Consider the following 20,824-nt stretch of genomic DNA (forward strand, 5'->3'; position numbering starts at 1 on the left):
CCAGTTCAATCGGTGTATCGTCCCAACACTCACAACGAGAACGACAAATGCGGATGAGCAGTACCAGTCGCCCGCAAGTTTGGGGACCGTCTCGTCGATCCCCCCGAGTCACGTTCTGTCCAGATTCGGGCTGAGAATCGGCCTCGTTGAGCCAGTGTATACTGGCAAGTGGTCCGTTCGATGCCGAGAATGTCAAACGTAGAGGGCGACTGTGACTGTCGAGTATTTGGCTATATATCGCTCTGCGTCCGGAGAATCTAGGTCGAAGCACGTGAGCAGCGCACCCACCCAGATAAGAGTGGGACGAACAATCACAACAACTATTGGAGTCTGCTGTGATCATTGCTCATGGAGGCCCACAGCTTAAACGGTTCCTGGCAGTTCCGAGAACATCCTGACGGTGACTGGCTCGCCGGCGCAGTACCCGGCGGCGTCTATACGGATTTGTTCGCCGCGGACGAGATTCCGGATCCCTACGACGAAGATAACGAGCTCGACCTCCAGTGGGTCGGCAAGACCGACTGGGAATACCACCGCGAGTTCGAGGTCGACGACGTACTGCTGGATCAGGACCGAGTGACGCTTCGCTGTGAGGGCCTCGACACGGTGGCGACGCTCCGGATCAACGGAACGGCCGTCGGCGAGACGTCGAACATGCACCGGATCTACGAGTTCGACGTCACTGAGGCCCTCGAAGCCGGGATCAACGAGATCAGCGTGGTATTCAATTCCCCCGTCGCGTACGGTATCGACCAGCGCGACGCCTACCCACACGACGTCCCTGTCACGCAGTATCCCGTCGAACAACCGGCACGAAACTTCATCCGGAAAGCCCAGTGTCAGTACGGCTGGGACTGGGGGCCATGTCTGCCGACGGTCGGTATCTATCGGGATATCGAGCTGATCGGCCACTCCGAACCGCGGATTACGTCCCTCAAACCACAGCAGGATCACGACGGCGACGACGTGGAACTCACTGCAGTCGTCGGCGTCGAGTCCCCGACGGACGGTGAGTACGATGTGACGGTATCGATCGCCGGGAGTGAGACGACCGAACAACGGGAAATAGCGGCCGGCGAGTCGGAACTCGCCGTCGGCCTGACCGTCGAGGATCCCGATCTCTGGTGGCCACGGGGCTACGGTGAGCAGCCGCTATACGATCTCACGGTCGAGATTGGTGAGGACGCAGCAGAGACAACCCGAATCGGCTTCCGCGAGATTGCGGTCGTTCGCGAGGCCGACGGCGAGGACGCTGAGAGCTTCTGCTTCGAGGTCAACGGCGTCTCTGTCTTTGCCAAAGGTGCGAACTGGATCCCGATGGACGCGATGTACGGCGGCGTCACCACGGATCGCTACGATCAGCTACTCGAAAGTGCCGCCGAGGCGAACATGAACATGGTCCGGATCTGGGGCGGGGGCTACTACGAGACCGACTACTTCTACGAGCGGTGTGACGAACTCGGCCTACTCGTCTGGCAGGACTTCATGTTCGCCTGTTCGTTGTATCCGGCCGACGACGCCTTCATCGAAACCGCCACCGCGGAGGTTCGCGATCAGGTCCGTCGGCTGGCCAGCCACCCCTCGATCGCGCTGTGGTGTGGCAACAACGAGAACGAATGGGGACTGGAAAACGGCTGGTACGGCGACAGGACAGCAAACGAGGTTCTCTTCGAGGAGTACGACCGCCTCTTCGAATCGGTACTCGCCGAGGTCGTTGCCGAGGAGGATCCCACGCGACTCTACTGGCCGTCCTCGCCGTCCAGTGGCATCGAGGCGAACGATCCTCAGAACCCCGCCAAAGGCGACGTCCACTACTGGGATGTCTGGCACGGCGGCAAGCCGTTCTCGGACTACCTGACAGCCGAGCCGCGGTTCGTTTCGGAGTTCGGCTACCAGTCGTTCCCGTCCCAGGAATTGCTACAGACGGTGCTCCCCGAGGCGTCACTCAACCCGACCGACCCGCTGATGGAACACCACCAGCGCCATCCAGAGGGCAACGGCCTCATCCTCGCCCGGATGGCCGATCACTTCCGGATCCCGTTCGACTTCGAGGACTTCGTGTACTTGAGTCAGGTCCAGCAAGGGCTGGCGATCAAGACCGCGGTCGAGCACTGGCGGCGGCTGAAACCCTACTCGATGGGCGCGATCTTCTGGCAGCTCAACGATCTCTGGCCGGTGGCGTCGTGGTCGTCGATCGAATACGGTGGCGACTGGAAAGCCCTGCAGTACATGGCAAAGCGGTTCTTCGAGGACGTGCTGGTGTCCTTCCACGACGACCCGGACGACGACGAACTCGAGGTGTGGATCACCAGCGACGTGACCGACGCCATCGAGGGCACGGTCGAACTCGAAGCGATCGCGTTCGACGGGGACGTGCTGGCGAGCCGGACCGTCGACGTGACTCTCGACGCCCTCGAAAGCGAGCAGGTCGCCACTGTGACGCCGGAGTTCGCGGATGCCCCCACGGAGTCCTACATGCTCCGTGCGACGCTATCGGCCGACGGCCACGCAAGCCAGAATTCCGCGTTCTTCGCGCCGTTCAAGCACTTAGATCTCCCTGAGACGGACGTCGGTGTCACGGTCGAGGGGGACACGGTCACCATCGAGAGTGACCGAGCGGCGCTGTTCGTGGCGCTGTCGGCATCGTCACTGGACGGCCACTTCTCGGACAATTACGTCCATCTTACCCCCGGCGAAGCCAGGTCAGTTACCTTCAGTGGGGAAGAACGCGGCGCAGATCTCGCGTCTGCCATCGAGGTAACGCACCTCAAGGAAACCTACTGACTGGCCTGACTCAGTGTTCTATCGCCGTCGACGATCAAATCGACCACGACCCTCGATTGTCACGGACCCGTCGCAGGCCCCCAAGCCGAGGCGCAGACGACATTGTGACGAATGTCTACAAGACACTGAGTTAGGGTTAGGAGTGGCGGTAATCTCCAATGCGATCATATTGAGACGTGACCGGTATCGATCTCTCAGTGTCTATCCAATAATAAACCCGTAATACCACTATACTCTAATGATTTGAAAATTGAGGTGATATCCCGTATGAGGCAAACGAACTATTCTCAAATTCAGTTGAATTTTTCAAAGGCGTGTCCTCCCGATAAATTGGAGGATCACATATTTGTATACAATTCCGACCGCAGAAACCCTCAAAAGCGGCTTTTCAAAATTACGTGAACTGTTCTACGGCCATTCTCCCACTATGGTATCGTTCAGATGGTGGGCATTCCACCAGCATTTGGGAAAAGTGTCAACATAGATACTCCAGTATATACCATCAGATGGCTTTCCTAAATCACAAACAACCAGGTATAGTATAATTTCTCGGCATCCACAATTCATGGGTAGCATGAACAAGCTGTAATCGGATGGCAATCCGTCACGGCCGACGTACCACGAGTGAGTCACTCACCGGTTTGATCGTGGATGCAGCCAGGAGGAAATAGGGGATTTCCAACGGGTGCAGTCCCCTTGCGAAGTACATTTTACACTCGACAGTCCACAGTGGTCGCATGGAGTACACGACCCTCGGTTCGACTGGCATGGAAGTCAGCCGGATCTGTCTCGGCTGTATGAGTTTCGGGAGTAGCGACTGGCGCGAGTGGGTCCTCGACGAACCGGAGTCCCGAGAAATCATCGAGCGGGCGATCGATCTCGGGATCAACTGCTTCGATACGGCCAACATGTACTCGCTGGGCGACTCCGAGCGCGTGCTGGGGAACGTCCTCGCTGACTACGATCGCGACGACCAAGTCGTCGCCACGAAGGGCTTCTTCCAGATGGACGACGACAATCCCAACTCCGGTGGACTCTCCCGGAAGGCCATCGACCAGGAACTGTCGAACTCACTGGATCGCCTCGGGATGGACACCGTCGACCTCTATCAGACCCATCGCTGGGATTACGACACGCCGATCGGCGAAACGCTGTCGGCACTCGACGACGCCGTCCGTCGGGGCCAGACCAGGTACGTCGGCACCTCCTCGATGTGGGCCCACCAGTTCGCCAAAGCCCTACATACGAGCGATCGGGAGGACCTCGAACGATTCCAGACGATGCAAAACCACTACAACCTGCTGTATCGCGAGGAGGAGCGCGAGATGCTCCCGCTGTGTGAACGCGAGGGCGTTGGCGTTATCCCCTGGAGTCCGCTGGCTCGCGGGTACCTGACCCGACCGCACGAGGAGTTCGACGCCACGACGCGTGGCGAGACCGACGACTACGCCCGCGAGCATCCGTATTTCGAGGGCGGCGGTCGTGAGATCAACGAGCGAGTGCAGGAGCTGGCGGCCGAGCACGGCGTGACGATGGCCCAGATCGCGCTGGCGTGGCTGCTCGAGCAGGACGCGGTGGACGCGCCAATCGTTGGGACCACCAGCGTCGAGCACCTGGAAGATGCCGTCGAAGCCTTAGAGATCGACCTCTCGGCATCCGATCAGGAGTATCTCGAGGAACCGTACGAACCTGTTCCGGTGTCAGGCCACGAGTGACTGCGGGTGGTGGTGTTGCGCACTGGTTGCTTACAACCCAGTTCTGGGTCGGCCTCTTCGTGCGGTTTCCGAGGAAGAGCCTTCAAAGCGAGAGTGGTAATATAGGAAATTGAATAGTTCAGTTCGATTGTGCGTCGTCGGTATCAATCGTCGTCAGCCTTGTACGCACCACTTCGGTGTTCGATAGTGTAGATGTCCAGGACACACTCGTCGTGATCACACTCGGCACCGAGCCGAAACTGGCCGACTCTGAGTTTCGAGTGGGGTACGCCAGTGAGTGGTTCGAGGTAGTCGTCAGGATCACGCCACTGATCGGTGACAATCTCGTCGAGTTTGTCAGTGATGCGGTCTTGTGCGTGCTCGTCGAGGTCGTCATAGGTTCGCTTTGCTGGCGTGCGGAACTGCCAGCGCCACTCATCGTCACTCATCGTCGCCGACGATGTCCTCACGGGAGAAGGTCTCGCTGTCTCCCGTCCGACGGGCGTGCTCGACAGCAGCGATTTCCTTCCAGCTTTCCCGCGTCAAGTCCGGATGACGCACTGCGTCACGGAGGGCATCCCGAATGAACTCGCTCCGGCTGTTGTATCCCTCTTCCTGCCATGTCGCATCGATGTCCTCGAGAAACGTTTCCGCCACACGGATGTTGATGTTTGTCTTCACCGGCTTCCCGGATGATGTATCTGAATTCGACATACTAACGTATTACGCAAAGCGAGACAAGAGGGTTGTGGTCAGCAATGTCGCTCTCGCAACGGTCACCAGTGGCCGCTACCCATTTATCGTGGTTTCGGTCACCGCCGTACTGACCGAAGGCAGATTTTCTGCGTGGCTTTAGCACGTACTACACGTGCCCCCGTATCTGTCAGAGCAGCCAGAACAGTATATTATCCTGTAGGATTCTCCAGAGTCCGATCACACCGGCCCACTGTGTTTGCTAGCTCTTAATTTCGTGAAGTGATCGCCGTAGAGACACTATTAAGATCGAACCGGGAGTAGGGCTGGATTATGGCAACGACAGATGCGCCAGAAACGGATGAGGATGGTCCGGACGCGTTCGCTCGGCCGCTGCCGGAGTACGTCGACTGGCTCGCCGGAGTGATCATCGCGCTGGGTGGGATGGCGCTGACAGTGGGCGGCACTGCGGTGACGTTCGTCGTCGATCGGGGACTCCTCGCGGAGGGTGTCGAGTCCGGGGAAATATCGGTCGTCATGCTCCAACGCGATCTCACGGAGGCGGAGATGCTCGATCTAACCGTCGAGATCGTCAACTGGACGGGACTCGGCCTCCTCGTGACCGGGATCGGACTGGTCCTGTTCGCGATCGGGTACGTCTTTGTCCGCCACCGGACGCGTCAGGGTGTCAGCGACGAACTGGTGGCGTCGTATCGAGCTACCGCCGTCCTCGGTGGGGTTGGGACAGCAGTGTTGTCGTTCATCCCGTTCTCACCGGTCGTCGGTGGCGGTCTCGCGGGCTATCTCGAACACCCGGCGAGTGGTCGCTCAGTTAGCGTCGGCGGACTCGCCGGCTTCCTGTCCATGGTGCCGGCCCTGGTGCTCCTCGTGTTCGTCACCGTCGGGCTGTACAATGGCTTTGCCACGGTCGGCGAGGCTGGGCTGGGGATCGTCGTCGTCACCGCGATGTTCCTCACGCTGCTGTTCGTCGCGGCCTACGGTGCCGGTCTCGGTGCGCTCGGGGGCTTCGCTGGCGGCCGTCTCGCCGATACCGACTAAAAGGAGGAAAGTCCCCCCACACTCGGCTCGATCACGCGTCGGCGAGTTGGATGGCCCGGGTAATGACGTACATGAGGACGATCGCCGCGCCGACCGCGAAGAGGAGTTGTGTGAACAATATGAGGAGCAGGCTCACGAACGTTCCCTCGAAGACCACCACGGCGACGAGGTACGGAAGCAACGCGAGCGAGCCGAACAGGACGACGAGTCCCAGGACGGGAAGGGCTTCGTCCCAGATCTGGTAGAGGTCTAATTCGCTCGTCTCCGGGTTTACGAACGGTGGAGCATCTGCCATAGATGGACCTCTTAACCGACTGCCGTAAGTCTTCGGCGCGGTTCGATCGGTCCACTAACATTCTGACAACATATCCTAGCCGAATTCCGGTCGAAAAGAACCGAACAGGTGTGGTTCAAGGTTTCTCACCGGGCGGCACTGATAGTATGTCTTTATCGTGTTACTCAAGCATTCATATAGAGGAACGACAATGAACACCACCGATACGCCGACCGAAATGCCGACGCCCACGCTCGACAGCCGTCTCCCGCGGACCACGCTCGCCGGAACGTGCTTCCTGCTCCTCGCTGGCGGATTCATGACCGTCCTAATGCTCGCTGCCGCGATGGCGCCAAGCTACGACTTCGGCGGCGGGGCTATCAGCGATCTGGGCGTTATCGCCGAGACGGCACTGCTGTTCAACGTCGGACTGCTCGCCGTCGGCGTGTTGAACCTCCTCGGCGGCTGGCTCCTCTATCGTGCCCACGGTCGTCGCTGGCTGCTCGGACTCTATGCAGTGGCGACGATCGGCGCGATCGGTACGGGCCTGTTCCCGCTCGACACAGACCCACACTCGCTGTTCGCCCTACTGGCGTTCCTCGGCTTCAACCTCGAAGCGATTGGGACGGCGCAAGTCCTGACCGGGCCGATGCGCATCGTCGCCATCGTCGCCGGCGTGCTCGGCCTGGCGTTCATCGTCGTTATGGTGATCGGCGACGCCGGCAATCCCGCCGTCTTCGGCCCGATTGGCCACGGCGGCGCGGAACGAATGATCGTCTACCCGGTGATGCTCTGGGTCGTGGCCTTCGGCGGATACCTCTTGGGGACCGATGGGACGCCGACGATAGACTGATCGACCGGACGCTTGATGTTTGCACCATGGTCGAAACTTCTTGGTGGCCTGGCCGCCGTTAGCGCATTCATCGTGGGGGCTGGCGGCCTCCGCCGACGTCGGCTGGGAGACGGACGACGGCGTCGTCCCGTACTGGCGGGGGACGATCGCCGAAATCGAATATCGAACGGGATGAACGGGTCGGCTGGCCATCTCGGGAGCCTAGTCCCCAGCGAAACCCACGGAATTTAACCACTGGCGTGCGATCGGACGTCCATGGCACAAGTCGATAGCGACGACGGTTCGGAGGTGGACGTTCCCTCGCCCGGATCCGGCCTGCCGTACTTCCTCGGCACGCGGGCGGCGATCCTGGCGATCGTGCTCGGGATACTCTACCTCGTGCGGCCGCTCGTTCACGGCGTCGTTTACGCCGCGCTGTTCTCGCCCTCTGGCATGGTCCTGATCGGCGGCGGCACAGTCACAGCGCTCGTGTTGTGGTTCACGCCACCGTCTCGGTTCCGAAGAGAGACCAGCGGGTCGGACGGCCCGCAGATCAGTTTCGACAACGACGAGATCCAATTCAACGGGTCGCTTTCGGGCGGCGGAAGCGCCATGCGGAAGCTGACGGTGTTCGGGACCGTCATCGGCGTCCTGTTCGTGCTCTCGATCCTCGTGAGTGTGCCGGCCGGGGCACTCGAACAGCGGACGATGGCCCAACAGACGATGGCCGACGCGACCGAGGTCGAGGAGTTCCCACAGGCCAACGCGAACAACCCGCGCGTCGTGCCGCGGGAAGTCTCTGACGTGACGACTCGCGGGTCGGTGTCCTACCGAACGCACCGTCTTGGAGCCAGCGACATCGCCAGACAGGAAGACGGCTCGCTGGCCTGGTCGTATCCCATCGAGCCCGACGGGGCCCGGAACATGCTCTTTGAGAACCAGCGTGGCGTCCTCGTCGCCAACATGACGTCGATGGACGCCCAGCAGATCACCGTCTACGAGGAAGACTTCACGCACGGCGAGGGTATGTGGCTCCACCGCTCGGCGCAGTGGAACGCCAAACTCGGCGGGTACCTCTCGCAGTACAACGACGAGGCTGTCGAGTTCAGCCACGACGGCACGCCGTACCTCTACTATCCAAAGACCGGCCACGAGTGGCACCTGCTCCCGTTCCCGCACACAACGCCGAAATGGAACGGCGGGGCCCTGGTCCATCCCGACGGCACCATCGAGCATCTCACGCCCGAAGAGGCACAGGCAAGCGAGATTCTCGACGGCCAGCGTCTCTATCCGATGACGTTGACCCGGGCGGAGATGTCCTCGCTGGGCTACCGTGAGGGAATCATCAACCAGATGCCGGTAATCGGGACGCACGAGGGACAGGTCGAGGTCGCACACCTGCCCGAGGGGGCGAACAACGACCAGCCGTTCGTCATCGACCTCGAAGGCGAGCAGCTGTCCTACGTGACGGCAATGGAGCCATACGGCGAGGACACGCGTGGACTCGACGAGGTCTGGTTTGCCAACGCCGACACCGGCGAGTACACCTACTTCGGCACTGGTGACGAGACACTGACCGGCCCCGAACGGGCGATGGGGATCGCCAAGTCTGAAGACTCCCAGACTGGCTGGGGTGAGAACTTCGTCGTTACCGAACCGGTTCCGGTGACCGTCGACGGCGATCTCTGGTGGCACATCAAGGTCGCACCGGTCGACTCCACCGACGTGACACGGAACGTCTTCGTCAACGCCGACTCCGGTACCGCGATCGAACTCAGCGACGATACGGCGATTCGGGAATTCATCCGGGGCGACATCGACGAGAGCGAGATCGATACCGGCGAGAACGGCACCGATGTCGAACCTGCGCCCGACGAAGAGAACGTCCTCTATTACGTGCTCATCACCGACGAGAACGGGGAAGTCGTCGAACGGATCCCCGTCCAGGCGGGCCAGAGTACCCAGATCGTCGATCCCGACGATCCGCAGGCCGACAACGAGACGGACGCCTCGGCGTCCGGCTGACGGCGAAAGACGGGGACAGAACGGGTCTTCTATCGGTGTGTTGCAACCACCGAATTCGAGCGAAAGACACTCGCCATTGCGCGTCCATCAGCTACCATGGTCCTGCAGTTCATCATCCCCGCTGTGTTGGTATTCGCGTTCATCATGGTGTCAGCCTACGCCGGCGCGCTCCGGGCGCTGGAGGTGTACTTCGATCCGGAGGCCGACAGCATTTTCCTCTCTGACGATGCCGAGCCGCCGGAGGTTCGGCGGTAGGCCCTCATTCGGCGACAGCAATGACCACTGACCGGGAGGCTCTCACTCCGCGTCGGCCGGCGTATCGAAGTCGTGGAAGTGCTCGCCCTTCTCCTTTGAGAGGATATTCAGTGCGGCGGCGGCACCGTCACCGGCCGCGATGACGGCCTGCCACTCCTCGGCGCGAACCATCGCACCCGTCGCGTAGGCGTCGGCGACGCTGGTCTCCATCTCGACGCCGACGTCGACGATCTCCTCGTCGGTGGCCTCACAGCCGAGATCCTCGGCCAGCGAACGATCCGCACCGGTCGCCAGCACGACGTAATCAGCCTCGTACTCGCCCTCGTCGGTTTCGACAGTGAATCCGTCGTCCGTCTCCACGACGGCCGTCACCGCCTCGCCCTGGTTGCGTTCGACACCGAAGGCCTCGACTTGCTCACGGGAGACGTCCATGAATTCACTGCCATCCATCGATTCGATACCCAGATAGTTGAACAGGTGGGCCTTGTGCATCCAGGTCTCGTCTGTGTCGAAGACGAGCGTCTCCAGATCGTTCTTCGCGGTAAACAGTGCAGCACTCAGGCCGGCTGGACCGCCGCCGACGACAATAACGTCTGCCATGTCTACACGTACGAGTGGATCCGGGAAAAGCATTGGTACGCCAGCCAGCGACGCCTGTGTAGGGAGCCGTGACAACAGCCCAGTCCCACCACCGTTAAGCGATGGCCGAACGGAGAGATGACTAATGACCGACGCTGATCCACCAACTGGACCGGCCGATGGGGGGGCAGAGGCCCAGTCTGGGAGGAGCGACGCCGAAAACCAAGAACGGTCGCAACCAGATGGCACCGACGAGCGAGACAATGACCCACCCGTCGATCGGGCAGCGCTCCGGACCGATGTCCGGACAATCGAAGCACGGGTGCGCTGGAAGTGGCTGCTGAGTGCCCTCTTCGCCGCCGCCGTCGCTGGCGTCGTGATCGGGGCCCTCAGCGTCTTCGCCCTCGAGTGGGGGCCGCTACCGGGAGTCGGTGCCTTCCTCGTCGTCGCACTGCTTGGCGGGCTCCACGTCGTCTTGTTGTATCGGTCCTGGGAGTACCAGGTCCGGGAGGACGCACTATATCTCCAGCGCGGCGTGATCACGCACGTCACGAGCGCCATCCCCTTCGTCCGGGTTCAACATATCGATACGAGCCGTGGCCCGATCGAACGCGCCCTCTCACTGTCCTCGCTGGTCGTCTACACCGCTGGCTCGCGCGGTGCCGACGTGACGATTCCCGGGTTGACGCCGGCCGAGGCCGAGGAACTGCAGGATCGGCTCAAAGTACTCGCAAAGGACACCGCAGACGAGGACGCCGTCTGACCATGCGACTCGATCCGCTCTCGATCCCCTACCGAATCGCCGAGAACAGCGTCCGGATCGGCGGCGCGATCGTCCTCGCCGGGGTGGCCGGGTCCGGCGGCTCCGGTGGCAGCTTCCTCCAGGGGGCGCTTATCTTCGTCGGGATCGCGGCCGTCGGTGTCGCGCTGGTCGCCGGCTGGGAAGTGGCCTACCACCGGCGCTTCCGCTATGATCTCACCGAAGACACCTTCGACATTCACTCCGGGGTACTCTCACGACGCGACCGGGAGATCCCCTACCACCGCATCCAGAACGTCGACCTCCGCCAGAACGTAATCCAGCGCGTCCTCGGGATCGCCGAAGTCCGACTGGAAACGGCCGGTGGCGGCCAGACAGAAGCCCAGTTGCAGTACGTCAACCGGAAGGAAGCGAGCCGGCTCCAGGAGGAAGTGGCACGACGCAAGCGCGACGACAGCGAGGACACCGAGAGCGAACAGCAGCCACCAGCGGGTGCGACCGGGGAGACGCTGTTCGCGATCACCCCCCGGGAACTCGGGATTCTCGGAATCGTCTCGATGGATCTGCGACTCGTCCCGCTGTTGCTCGGGGCACTGTCGGTTTTCGGGCCGTCGATGATCACGGAGGTCGTCCCCGACACGGACCAGCTGTTCCTCATCGGCCCGCTCGTCGGGATCGGTGCAATCGTCGCAACGGCTGTGCTGAGTGGGATCATCTCGGTGTTGCGCTACTACGACTTCCAGTTACATCGCCGAGGCGAGGAGTACCGCTACGAACGCGGCCTCCTCCAGCGGTTCAGCGGGTCGATTCCCATCGAGAAAGTCCAGACGCTGTCGATCCGAGAAAACGTCCTCGCACGCTGGCTCGGGTACGCCAGCCTGACCATCGAGACCGCCGGTTACTCGCCGGGACAGGGAAGCGGCGCACGGTCACAGGCAGCGATCCCGATCGCCGACCGCGACCGGGTGCTCGAACTCGCCCGATCGATCGAACCGATCGAGACGTTCACGTTCGAACGGCCGCCCAAACGGGCACGCCAGCGATACGCAGCCCGGTACCTGATCGTCGTCGGCGTGCTGATCGCGGGGGCGTACGCGACGACGCTGCACCCGGATGTGTCGTGGCCGTGGTACCTGACGGCACTGCTGGTCGGGATGGTCCCGGTGGCCGCCCATCTCAAGTGGCGCCACCGCGGGTACTACCTCGGCGAGGAGTACGTCATCACACGCAACGGCTTCTGGAGCCAGCGGATCACGATCGTCCCCGCCTATCGCGTCCAGACGGTCGTCAGTTCCCGGACGATCTTCCAGCGGCGTCGCCGACTGGCGTCGGTCGTCATCGACACCGCGGGGTCGAGTAGCCTGAGCGGTGACGACGCCGTCGCCGCGGACATCGACGACGAGACTGCCGAGGCGCTCCGGGAGGACGTTGCTGACCGACTGCAAGCCGCCCTCACGTCCCGTCGCCGGCCTGGAGACGGACACCCCGATTCCCAGCCAGCCTGACTGGATCGCTCTCGCTGAGTGTGGACGAGCGTGTCGACCAAACACCTAAGGGCATCGCCACGCCCACCGGAGGTATGCACTGTCCGATGGAGTGTCGACGGACGAGATCGCGTGGTCAGCAGTTTCGTCGGAGCGAGTTTCCGGAGGTGTACTGATCGTGCCGGCGATCGAAACCGATGGCCTCACCAAGCGCTACGGCGACTTGACGGCACTGTCTGATCTCTCGCTGTCCGTCGAGCGTGGCTCGCTGTTCGGGCTGCTCGGCCCGAACGGGTCGGGCAAAACCACGACGATTGGCCTGTTGACGGGCCAGCGAGAACCAGATGCCGGCAGCGCGCGCGTCCTGGGGATCGATCCCGTGACGAATCCGCTGGAAGTGCGTGGGGCCGTCGGCATCCTCCCCGAGCGGGAGGACCCGCCGAGTTTCCTGACGCCACGGGAATACCTCCGGTTCGTCGGTGACGTTCGTGACTTAGACGATATCGACGACCGGATCGGGGAGTGGGCCGAGCGACTGGAGTTCACAGCGGCGCTGGATACTGTCGCAGCTGACCTCTCGGAGGGCCAACGCCAGCGCGTGATGCTCGCCCAGGCGTTCGTCCACGACCCCGAGTTGGTGTTCATCGACGAGCCGCTGGTCAACCTGGATCCGATCCTCCAGGAGCGAGTCAAAGAAGAACTGCGCGCGTATCGGGCGGCCGGCAACACGGTCTTTCTCTCGACGCACTTCGTTGACGTCGCGGCCGACCTCTGTGACCGAGTCGGGATTCTCGACGGCGGGCAGCTTCGATCGACACGGGACGCGACGGATCTCAGTAACGACGCCCTCCTGGACTACTTCGTCGAAACGGTCGACAGCGGCGAGGTCGCGACGGTACGTGGGTCGACTGGATCGGCCGTCGGAACCGACGGACGCCCCGAAGACGGTAGCCAAGCGGAGGCCACAGACTCGTGAGTCTCCTCTCCGAGATGATCCGCGAGGAGTGGCGATTGCACACCCAGCTGTTTGGCGGTCGCCGGTTCGGCGCGTTCCCGCTCGCGGTGTTCGGCCTCGCTGCCGTCGGGCTCCCCTTGCTCTCCGATCTCGGCGTGGGTCGGGGGACAGTCGTCGGTGGCCTGCACGTCCTCGTGGCGTTTCTGGGGTTGCAAGTCGGAACCATCGGGTTAGTCGGTCGGGACGCGATGCGGGCGGTGCTCGGCGAGATGACGTTGCTGGTCAGTAGTTACCGGACACTCCCGATTTCCTGGCGACGACTACTGGCGACGTTCGTCCTGAAGGACTTGCTGTACTACACGGGGCTTATCCTGGGGCCGCTGGCGATCGCCGACGCCGTTCGAGCGATTGTCGTCGGCACAGCTCTGAGTGATGTCCTCCTGCTGTGGGTGACCCTGGCTGGAGCATTCACGCTGGGCGTCACGGTGAGTCTAGCTATGGTCGCTGTCGGCACACGGAGTCGCCTCGCGTTGCTGGCCGTGATTGGTCTGTTCGCCGTCGGGGTCTTCGGCACTGACTTCGATTTCCTGGCATATACGCCGGCCGCCTTCTACGGAGCGCCGTCGCTCCTGAGCGGCATACGTGTGGCGGCCCCGCTCGTCGTGAGTGGCGTCGTCGCGTTCGCGCTGTTCGAACCGATTGAGACCGGACGGCGACCCGCCACCTGGGTCCCAGCCCTGCCGGTCGGCCACGGCGTCGCGGGCCGGACACTCAGAGAAGTCGCTCGCTCGGGCGGGTCCGTCTGGAAAGTCCTGTTCTCGCTTTCTGTCTTCGGGGCAGTGACGGGCTGGTTGCTGGTCGTCGTCGCCGACGCCGCGGGGCTCGAAATCGCCCACGGCATCGCCTTTGGCACGCTGCTCGGACTCGGAACGTTCACGACCTACGCCTGGGTGACGCAGTTCGACATGCCTGGCGAGTACCATCGCTACCCACTCGCCCCCACGCGACTGTTGCGTGGCAAGTTACTGGCGTTTCTCGCTCTGGCGGTTCCGAGTGGACTGATCGTTCTCGGGGCAGCTGCCCTGTGGTTCCCGGCCCAAGACCTGTTGATCGGCGTCCTCATCTTGCCAGCAGTCGCGGTGTACGTCTTTGGCGTCTCGGCACTGCTCGCGGGGTTGTCGCCGACTGCCCTGCTGTTCGATGTGGCCCGATTTGCCCTCTTTGGCGCGGCGACGGCGGCGGTTGCGGTCCCGCTCGTGGTTCTGTCACTTGTGGCCGGTCGGTATCCGGGGATTGCACCACCACTGGCGATCGGCATCGCCGCACTGGCGGGCGTCGTCGGCGTCGTGATTGCGGATCGGGCCGGGCCGCGCTGGCTAACCCGAACGCGAGGATAGATCGACCCGCAAGTGACCCTACAGGAAAGAGAACTACTTTCTATTGGGAACCGAAATACTCCGATGACTCGGTGGGCGCCGGGAGGCCGGGGCTAGACCGGAGAGGACCTGACAACGATGCCCGAAACGATACCGATCAGAATTCTCGTCGTCGACGATAGCGAATTCTTCGCCGAAATGACCGCCGAGACGATGCGGACAGATCACGACATCGACGCGGTCGCAGAGACGAACGTCGACGACGCCTTGGAGTTACTCGAAGACGAACCGATCGACTGTGTCGTCAGCGATTACGAGATGCCGGATCGTGACGGCCTGGACTTTCTTTCATCCGTCCGTGAGCAGTTCGGCGACCTCCCATTTATTCTGCTGACCGGACGCGGTGACGAGACGATCGCCAGCGAGGCCATCGCGAAGGGGGTCGCAGACTACCTGCTCAAACTCGAAGTCGTCGAAGACCAGCAGTACGGCCGACTGGCAAATCGCATCCGGAAGGTGGTCTCCCAGCAGCGCGCCCAGCGGAAACACGAGTTGCTCGTCGAGAACTCGCCTGACGCCATCGCACAGGTCGCTGCCGACGGAGAATTACTGACTGTCAACCCTGCGCTTTCGGCGATCGTCGACGCCGAGCCGGCAAGTTTAGAGGGTCGATCGCTCCAGTCAGTGCTTGGCGACGTGGGCCAGTCGAGGCTCGAAACGGGGCGTGACGCACTCGAAAACGATGCGACCGAAAGCAGTGAGGATGTCTACGAGGAGCGACGCTATCACAACCTGTTCGTCCCGGTCGACGTTCGCGAGGACCGGCGTTCCTTCCAGATGATCTCCCGGGACGTCACCGAGCGCATCGAACACGAGCGACGAGTCCGCCAGCAGAGCGAACGGCTCGAAACGTTCGCCAGCGTCGTCAGCCACGACCTGCGCAATCCACTGACTGTCGCACTGAGTTCCCTGGAATTGATCGAGCGCGACTATGACGTCGACCCGGCGATGGCCGATCGGATGGATCGGTCGCTCACCAGGATGGAACACATCATCGACGACGTGCTGACGCTGGCTCGCCAGGGACGAGCCGATCACGACCCGGAGCCGGTGTCACTCTCGGCGGTCGTCGATCGAGCCTGGGAGAACGTCGCCGTCAACGGCGCCGCAGTGTCAGTCGATACCGGGCTGACGCTTTCGGCGGACCCCGGCCGCCTCCAGGAACTACTCGAACATCTCTTCGAGAACGCACACAAGCACTGCGACTCGGCAGTCACTGTCGAGGTCGGGGCGCTCGAAGACGGCTTCTACGTGGCTGACGACGGTGAGGGCATCCCGGCGGACGATCGCGACCAGGTGTTCGACCTCGGGTTCTCGACCAGCCAGGAGGGGACCGGAATGGGGCTCTCGATCGTCGACCAGATCGTCGCGGCTCACGACTGGTCGATCGGCGTCACGGCAGCGGACGGCGGCGGCGCACGCTTCGAGGTGACTGGCGTCGACATCGTCGATACGAGCGGTGAGTGACGTCGCCGAACCGTCGCGGTTTTGGCTGCCAATGCCGTAGTACTCACGATGACAGTCGCCGGAGCAGTAGTCGACCTCGACGGCACAGTCTACCGGGACGGCGAGGCGATCGACGGCGCAAGCGACGGGATCGATCGCCTGCGATCAGCGGGCGGGGACGTCCTCTTTGTCTCGAACAGCCCCGTCCACAGCCCCGAGGCGTACGTCGATCGGCTCAAAGCCGTCGGCATTTCGACCAGTGCGGATCGCATCCTCTCCTCGGGCGTCGTCACGGCCGAGTTTCTCGCCGACGAACATCCCGACGACAACGTCTTTCTGATCGGGAGCGACGGACTCCGTAAACAGTTTCTGGCAGCCGGGATCACCTGCTGTGACGACCCGGCTGAGGCCGACGTACTCGTGGCTTCCTACACGACGGCCTTCGAGTACGATGACATGGTGGATGCCCTTCGCGTCCTCGAACGGTCGGTCCCCTTCTACGGGACCGACCCCGACCGAACGTACCCTGGCACTGACGGCAAGCCACTCCCCGGATCCGGGTCGATCATCCGCGCGATCGCGGCGACAGTCGAGCGCGAACCGGACCGGATCTTCGGCAAGCCATCGGCATTGATGGTCGACGCGGTAGCTCAACGATTGGACGCGCCGACGGACTCCACCCTCATGATCGGCGATCGCCTCGAAACAGACATCGCGCTGGGTGAACGCGCGGGGATGACGACCGTCCTCGTCCGGACTGGCATCGACGACGGCCCGGACCCCGACGGCGATATCTCGCCGGATTACGTGATCGACTCGCTCGGAGAGATCGAAACCGTGCTCGCGGACTTCTAGCGGACCGACACTCTGTGGTGTCGGGGCGGAATGACGCCGGCAAAGACTTATTTCACTATCGACCATTATGATAGCTGCGCAACACGCGCAGTGATTCACATGGATGGCAAACGACTGCTGATGATCGTGGGGGATTTTGGCGAAGACTACGAGATCATGGTACCGTTCCAGGCCTTACAGATGGCCGGCCACGAGGTCGACGCCGTCTGTCCGGACAAGGAGGCGGGAGAGACGATCAAGACGGCGATCCACGACTTCCGTGGCGACCAGACGTATCTCGAAGAGCGGGGCCACAACTTCGAACTCACGGCGACCATGAACGAGGTCGAGCCGGCCGAGTACGACGGCTTGGTCGTCCCTGGCGGACGGGCCCCTGAATATCTCCGGGGGTACGACGAGGTTATCGAGGCGGTACAGCACTTCTTCGAGGCCGACAAACCCGTCGCATCGATCTGTCACGGCCCGCAGATCCTGGCGGCGGCTGGCGTCCTAGAGGGGTACGAGATGACTGCCTATCCCGCGGTGCAGGCGGAAGTCGAGGCCGCCGGCTGTTCGTGGGTCGACGGTGTGACCCGCGACCGAAACCTGGTGACGGGCCAGGCCTGGCCGGATCACCCCGAGTGGTTGGCGGAATTCCTCGATTTACTGGGGACGGACATCGAACACGGGGCCGTCGCGACGGCGGACGATTAACTAGCGCGGGCCGATCAGTGGAGACAGTCGTACGTCGCTGCTCCAGAAAGACTACAACGGACAGGCAGAACGTTCGGACTAATGACTGTTCGAGGCCTGGGACGCAATTCCGGTACTTCTCGGCAGTTTCTTTTCGCGTTCGCGATCGCTGTCCCGACAGGAATCGTGCTCAACATGCTGCTGCGGTACCTTAGTGGCAATCCCTCATACGGGCTACTAGAGATAATAGCCTGGACCGAAAACCCGTTCACTCACACGCGGCCGGTGATTTATCTGGCTACCGCCATCACCACTCCAACGCTTTATACGTGTTATATTCCGAAACCGTCGTCCGTTCGAACGGCGGTCAGTCGCGTGTTCGCCGTCGCCGTGGGGGTGGGACTACTGGCAGCTGTCGTCGGACCGGTAGCCTTCGTTTTGGTACCGATCGGAACGGTGGTGATCGCCGGGCTTGTGGATGCAAAGCCGGCTGAGCGACCGTACGCGCTCGCGTTCCCCCTCGGGGTCCTCTCATTAGCAGGGGCTGTTGATGCGAGGGTCACTCCCACGATGGCTCTGGGACTGTTCGTCTTGCTCGTGATCGTCGTCCCGATCGTGTACGATCGTCTCGTCGACGGAAACCGAATGTTCCTCCACACGACCGTTGGGGTCGTTGGTCTCTCCGTGGTGACAGCCGTGGCTTACCTGCTGACACTTCTCGTCGGCCTGCGGATCGGATCGTTCAACAGCCACGGCGCGTTTCCGACGTTCCGAGAGGTGCTGACGCTCGGACCCGCTCTCGCCGTGGGAACGGCCGCTCCGATACTCGTGGCCGTCATTTGGCGGCGGCTTAGGCTTGTCGTCTGACGGGGAAAACACAGTACGTGTGTTCGGTCATGAACTGCCCGACGCTGACGTGAGCCGATACACCGCACCCGTCGTCCCCGTCACCTGTGCCTCCCCGGTCGTACAGACGTACACCTCGCCGGCTGGATCGCGACCGAAGCCGAGCACCATCGATCCGAACTCGTCCTCCACCGGGAGTACGTCGGTCCGCCAGGGCTTCCCGTCGGTCGGCGTCCCGACGAAGAGTTTCCCATCGGCCTGCCAGTCGGCGAAGACGTATCGATCCTGAAGGCCGGGGATCGCCTCCCCGGCGTAGACGTACCCGCCGACGACCGCGACGCCGCTGACCGGCTGGCCGCTATGAGGATACTCGATCACGGGATCGATCAGTGGATCGCCATCCGGTGTTTCAGTCGGGCAGGCGTCGGGCGACGAACCTGGGGACCCGGTACTGAAGCAGTGTCGGCCTTCCCGGACGTTCCACCCGTAGTTGCCGCCCTTCCGGACGTGGTTGATTTCTTCGAAGCGGTTCTGGCCGACATCGGCCGCGAAGAGGTCGCCGTCGTGAAACGACATGCCCCACGGGTTCCGCAAGCCCCAGGCGAAGTGCTCGTCCAGGCCCCCGCGGCCGACGAGCGGGTTGTCCTCGGGGACAGCGTACGGTTCCTCGCCGGTGTCAGTCACGTCGATCCGGAGAATGCTCCCCAGGAGATTCTCGGTCACGTCCTGCCCGTTCCCGCCGGTGTTTTCGTCGTACCAGTCGGCGACGTGGCCGGTGCCGACGTCATTACCACCGCCACCGTCGCCGACACCGACGTAGAGGTGCCCGTCAGGACCGAAGGCGATCGCGCCAGCGTTGTGATTGCCCTGCGGTTCGGGGATCTCCAGAATCGCCCGTTCGCTGTCAGGATCAGCCACCAGCGTCTCTGAATCCAATATGAACGACGCCAGCACGAACGTATGTGAGTAGCTGTCCGGCGTTCCCTCGCGTGGCGGCGCACTGTATCGCACAAACAGACGTGGATCGTCGGGATACTCCGGGTGGACGGCAATACCGAGCAGCCCCCGTTCCTCGTAGCCCGACAGCGAGACCATCCTGTTGCGGACGTCCAGCACTGGTTGCTGTCCCGCCTCACTGTCCGTGAGTGCCTGGACTGTCCCCGCCTGATCTGCGACCAGCGCCGTCCCGTCGGGCAGGAACTCGACACCGATCGGTGCCGTGAACCCCTCTCCCACCAGTTCGACGCCAACAGACGACGGCAGACCCTCGGCGGCAGTTTCCGTCGTCGGCGTCGTTGCTGTCGTCTGGCTGGCCACGTCCGATTGGGTCGATTCGGATGGCGAGGAGCGCGGCGACTCTCCGGTCGTTTCCGGTTGCCCAATACAACCGGCCAGCCCGGAAGCGAATGTGACGGCCCCCGACGCAAGTATCGCTCGCCGAGTGGGACGTGACTTCATACCATCCGGATCGGGTCGAGCAAGGGTAAGCGTTCGGCCGGGAGCGACACCGACCGCAACCGACCCGGAACACAGCCAAACACGTATAGACGCGGGCCGCCCAGAGACAGCCATGCGTGGACTCGACGACACTGATCGAGAGATCCTGCGTCTGTTGCTCGAAGACGCACGACGGCCCTACAGCGACATTGCCGAGACGGTCGACCTGTCAGCACCGGCCGTCTCCGATCGGGTTGAGCGCCTCCAGGAGATCGGCCTCATCGACCGGTTCACCCTCGACGTCGACCGCTCGATGCTCCGGGAAGGGACACCGGTACTGATCGAGTTGACGCCCAGACCCGATGCGACCGAGGTCTCGGGGAGCCTGGCGGAAGCATCGGCTGTCGAGCACGTCTTCCAGACGGCCGACGGGACAGTGCTGGTTGTCGCCCACGTCGATCGTCGCAACGTCCGGGAATTCCTCGGCGAGCAACTCGATCTAACGGCCCTGGAGGCCATTGACGTCCAGATGCTCGCCGACAGTCAGTGGACGCCCCAGCTCGGCACGGGGGAACTGGCACCAGCCTGTGCCGAGTGTGGCAACACGGTGACCAGCGAAGGGGAGACTGCGACACTCGGCGGTGACGTCTATCACTTCTGCTGTCCCTCGTGTGAGGACACGTTCGTCAATCGCTACGAAGAACTGGCCGAAGGCGCTTCCGGCTGACGGACCACCCG

At 62.5% G+C, this 20,824-nt stretch carries 21 protein-coding genes; 16 read left to right on the plus strand and 5 right to left on the minus strand.

What is annotated here, in order from left to right; all coding sequences use genetic code 11:
• Positions 1-348: 348 nt before the first annotated feature.
• Positions 349-2,784: a beta-mannosidase gene (locus HZR20_RS00340; protein WP_181684609.1), complete on the plus strand. Its 2,436-nt coding sequence runs from the start codon at positions 349-351 to the stop codon at positions 2,782-2,784.
• Between the two features lie 737 nt (positions 2,785-3,521).
• Entirely contained in the window at positions 3,522-4,499 is a 978-nt protein-coding gene (locus tag HZR20_RS00345) for an aldo/keto reductase (RefSeq protein WP_181684610.1), read from the plus strand.
• A 143-nt stretch (positions 4,500-4,642) separates the two neighbouring features.
• Here HZR20_RS00345 and HZR20_RS00350 read toward each other — a convergent pair whose 3' ends face one another.
• Together HZR20_RS00350 and HZR20_RS00355 are read right to left on the minus strand one after the other, a co-directional pair.
• A complete protein-coding gene (locus HZR20_RS00350) occupies positions 4,643-4,927 on the minus strand; it encodes a type II toxin-antitoxin system RelE family toxin (protein ID WP_181684611.1) in 285 nt (94 codons plus the stop codon).
• Positions 4,920-5,192: a ribbon-helix-helix domain-containing protein gene (locus tag HZR20_RS00355; RefSeq protein WP_181684612.1), complete on the minus strand. Its 273-nt coding sequence runs from the start codon at positions 5,190-5,192 to the stop codon at positions 4,920-4,922. The genes HZR20_RS00350 and HZR20_RS00355 overlap by 8 nt, the downstream gene beginning before the upstream one ends.
• A gap of 312 nt (positions 5,193-5,504) precedes the next feature.
• Here HZR20_RS00355 and HZR20_RS00360 point away from each other — a divergent pair, with 312 nt between their 5' ends.
• Complete coding sequence (locus HZR20_RS00360; RefSeq protein ID WP_181684613.1) at positions 5,505-6,230, plus strand: DUF5518 domain-containing protein; 726 nt, start codon at positions 5,505-5,507, stop codon at positions 6,228-6,230.
• A 31-nt stretch (positions 6,231-6,261) separates the two neighbouring features.
• On the opposite strand, the gene HZR20_RS00365 is transcribed toward HZR20_RS00360, so the two are convergent.
• A complete protein-coding gene (locus HZR20_RS00365) occupies positions 6,262-6,525 on the minus strand; it encodes a hypothetical protein (protein ID WP_181684614.1) in 264 nt (87 codons plus the stop codon).
• A gap of 190 nt (positions 6,526-6,715) precedes the next feature.
• Between HZR20_RS00365 and HZR20_RS00370 the strand changes: the two genes are divergently transcribed.
• The 4 genes from HZR20_RS00370 to HZR20_RS00380 all read left to right on the plus strand — a co-directional run bounded on the left by HZR20_RS00370 (position 6,716) and on the right by HZR20_RS00380 (position 9,616).
• The gene (locus HZR20_RS00370; RefSeq protein ID WP_258560305.1) at positions 6,716-7,357 is read left to right on the plus strand and encodes a DUF998 domain-containing protein; all 642 of its coding nucleotides are present in this window, start codon (positions 6,716-6,718) and stop codon (positions 7,355-7,357) included.
• Positions 7,358-7,400: 43 nt separating this feature from the next.
• Complete coding sequence (locus HZR20_RS14385) at positions 7,401-7,532, plus strand: hypothetical protein (protein WP_258560306.1); 132 nt, start codon at positions 7,401-7,403, stop codon at positions 7,530-7,532.
• A gap of 80 nt (positions 7,533-7,612) precedes the next feature.
• Positions 7,613-9,361, plus strand: a complete 1,749-nt coding sequence (locus HZR20_RS00375) for a hypothetical protein (RefSeq protein WP_181684615.1) — start codon at positions 7,613-7,615, stop codon at positions 9,359-9,361.
• Positions 9,362-9,457: 96 nt separating this feature from the next.
• Positions 9,458-9,616, plus strand: a complete 159-nt coding sequence (locus HZR20_RS00380) for a hypothetical protein (protein WP_181684616.1) — start codon at positions 9,458-9,460, stop codon at positions 9,614-9,616.
• Positions 9,617-9,658: 42 nt separating this feature from the next.
• On the opposite strand, the gene HZR20_RS00385 is transcribed toward HZR20_RS00380, so the two are convergent.
• Positions 9,659-10,216: an NAD(P)/FAD-dependent oxidoreductase gene (locus HZR20_RS00385; RefSeq protein ID WP_181684617.1), complete on the minus strand. Its 558-nt coding sequence runs from the start codon at positions 10,214-10,216 to the stop codon at positions 9,659-9,661.
• 124 nt (positions 10,217-10,340) lie between these two features.
• Between HZR20_RS00385 and HZR20_RS00390 the strand changes: the two genes are divergently transcribed.
• The 8 genes from HZR20_RS00390 to HZR20_RS00425 all read left to right on the plus strand — a co-directional run bounded on the left by HZR20_RS00390 (position 10,341) and on the right by HZR20_RS00425 (position 18,670).
• Entirely contained in the window at positions 10,341-10,958 is a 618-nt protein-coding gene (locus HZR20_RS00390; RefSeq protein WP_181684618.1) for a PH domain-containing protein, read from the plus strand.
• Positions 10,959-10,960: 2 nt separating this feature from the next.
• Positions 10,961-12,460 carry a PH domain-containing protein gene (locus HZR20_RS00395; protein ID WP_181684619.1) on the plus strand — a complete coding sequence of 500 codons (1,500 nt, stop codon included), beginning with the start codon at positions 10,961-10,963 and terminating at the stop codon, positions 12,458-12,460.
• A gap of 157 nt (positions 12,461-12,617) precedes the next feature.
• Positions 12,618-13,415, plus strand: a complete 798-nt coding sequence (locus HZR20_RS00400) for an ABC transporter ATP-binding protein (protein ID WP_181684620.1) — start codon at positions 12,618-12,620, stop codon at positions 13,413-13,415.
• Positions 13,412-14,791, plus strand: a complete 1,380-nt coding sequence (locus tag HZR20_RS00405) for a hypothetical protein (RefSeq protein ID WP_309484872.1) — start codon at positions 13,412-13,414, stop codon at positions 14,789-14,791. The genes HZR20_RS00400 and HZR20_RS00405 overlap by 4 nt, the downstream gene beginning before the upstream one ends.
• Positions 14,792-14,908: 117 nt before the next feature.
• Positions 14,909-16,297 (plus strand): ATP-binding response regulator, encoded by a 1,389-nt coding sequence (locus HZR20_RS00410; protein WP_181684621.1) that lies wholly within the window; start codon positions 14,909-14,911, stop codon positions 16,295-16,297.
• A 48-nt stretch (positions 16,298-16,345) separates the two neighbouring features.
• Positions 16,346-17,131: an HAD-IIA family hydrolase gene (locus HZR20_RS00415; RefSeq protein ID WP_181684622.1), complete on the plus strand. Its 786-nt coding sequence runs from the start codon at positions 16,346-16,348 to the stop codon at positions 17,129-17,131.
• A 99-nt stretch (positions 17,132-17,230) separates the two neighbouring features.
• Entirely contained in the window at positions 17,231-17,824 is a 594-nt protein-coding gene (locus tag HZR20_RS00420; protein ID WP_181684623.1) for a DJ-1/PfpI family protein, read from the plus strand.
• 174 nt (positions 17,825-17,998) lie between these two features.
• Positions 17,999-18,670: a hypothetical protein gene (locus tag HZR20_RS00425; protein ID WP_181684624.1), complete on the plus strand. Its 672-nt coding sequence runs from the start codon at positions 17,999-18,001 to the stop codon at positions 18,668-18,670.
• A gap of 27 nt (positions 18,671-18,697) precedes the next feature.
• Here the strand turns inward: HZR20_RS00425 and HZR20_RS00430 are convergent, their stop codons facing one another.
• Complete coding sequence (locus tag HZR20_RS00430; protein ID WP_181684625.1) at positions 18,698-20,107, minus strand: PQQ-dependent sugar dehydrogenase; 1,410 nt, start codon at positions 20,105-20,107, stop codon at positions 18,698-18,700.
• Between the two features lie 112 nt (positions 20,108-20,219).
• On the opposite strand from HZR20_RS00430, the gene HZR20_RS00435 reads away from it, so the two are divergent.
• Positions 20,220-20,813: an AsnC family transcriptional regulator gene (locus tag HZR20_RS00435; protein ID WP_181684626.1), complete on the plus strand. Its 594-nt coding sequence runs from the start codon at positions 20,220-20,222 to the stop codon at positions 20,811-20,813.
• Positions 20,814-20,824: the final 11 nt, after the last annotated feature.

The organism is Halorhabdus salina (genome assembly GCF_013839425.1).
Classification (GTDB): Archaea; Halobacteriota; Halobacteria; order Halobacteriales; family Haloarculaceae; genus Halorhabdus; species Halorhabdus salina.

Bases quoted from the DNA above. Each gene is read 5' to 3' on its own strand.
- HZR20_RS00340 (WP_181684609.1), top strand. From the start codon at position 349: ATGGAGGCCCACAGCTTAAACGGTTCCTGGCAGTTCCGAGAACATCCT.
- HZR20_RS00345 (WP_181684610.1), top strand. From the start codon at position 3,522: ATGGAGTACACGACCCTCGGTTCGACTGGCATGGAAGTCAGCCGGATC.
- HZR20_RS00350 (WP_181684611.1), bottom strand. From the start codon at position 4,927: ATGAGTGACGATGAGTGGCGCTGGCAGTTCCGCACGCCAGCAAAGCGA.
- HZR20_RS00355 (WP_181684612.1), bottom strand. From the start codon at position 5,192: ATGTCGAATTCAGATACATCATCCGGGAAGCCGGTGAAGACAAACATC.
- HZR20_RS00360 (WP_181684613.1), top strand. From the start codon at position 5,505: ATGGCAACGACAGATGCGCCAGAAACGGATGAGGATGGTCCGGACGCG.
- HZR20_RS00365 (WP_181684614.1), bottom strand. From the start codon at position 6,525: ATGGCAGATGCTCCACCGTTCGTAAACCCGGAGACGAGCGAATTAGAC.
- HZR20_RS00370 (WP_258560305.1), top strand. From the start codon at position 6,716: ATGAACACCACCGATACGCCGACCGAAATGCCGACGCCCACGCTCGAC.
- HZR20_RS00375 (WP_181684615.1), top strand. From the start codon at position 7,613: ATGGCACAAGTCGATAGCGACGACGGTTCGGAGGTGGACGTTCCCTCG.
- HZR20_RS00380 (WP_181684616.1), top strand. From the start codon at position 9,458: ATGGTCCTGCAGTTCATCATCCCCGCTGTGTTGGTATTCGCGTTCATC.
- HZR20_RS00385 (WP_181684617.1), bottom strand. From the start codon at position 10,216: ATGGCAGACGTTATTGTCGTCGGCGGCGGTCCAGCCGGCCTGAGTGCT.
- HZR20_RS00390 (WP_181684618.1), top strand. From the start codon at position 10,341: ATGACCGACGCTGATCCACCAACTGGACCGGCCGATGGGGGGGCAGAG.
- HZR20_RS00395 (WP_181684619.1), top strand. From the start codon at position 10,961: ATGCGACTCGATCCGCTCTCGATCCCCTACCGAATCGCCGAGAACAGC.
- HZR20_RS00410 (WP_181684621.1), top strand. From the start codon at position 14,909: ATGCCCGAAACGATACCGATCAGAATTCTCGTCGTCGACGATAGCGAA.
- HZR20_RS00415 (WP_181684622.1), top strand. From the start codon at position 16,346: ATGACAGTCGCCGGAGCAGTAGTCGACCTCGACGGCACAGTCTACCGG.
- HZR20_RS00420 (WP_181684623.1), top strand. From the start codon at position 17,231: ATGGATGGCAAACGACTGCTGATGATCGTGGGGGATTTTGGCGAAGAC.
- HZR20_RS00425 (WP_181684624.1), top strand. From the start codon at position 17,999: ATGCTGCTGCGGTACCTTAGTGGCAATCCCTCATACGGGCTACTAGAG.
- HZR20_RS00430 (WP_181684625.1), bottom strand. From the start codon at position 20,107: ATGAAGTCACGTCCCACTCGGCGAGCGATACTTGCGTCGGGGGCCGTC.
- HZR20_RS00435 (WP_181684626.1), top strand. From the start codon at position 20,220: ATGCGTGGACTCGACGACACTGATCGAGAGATCCTGCGTCTGTTGCTC.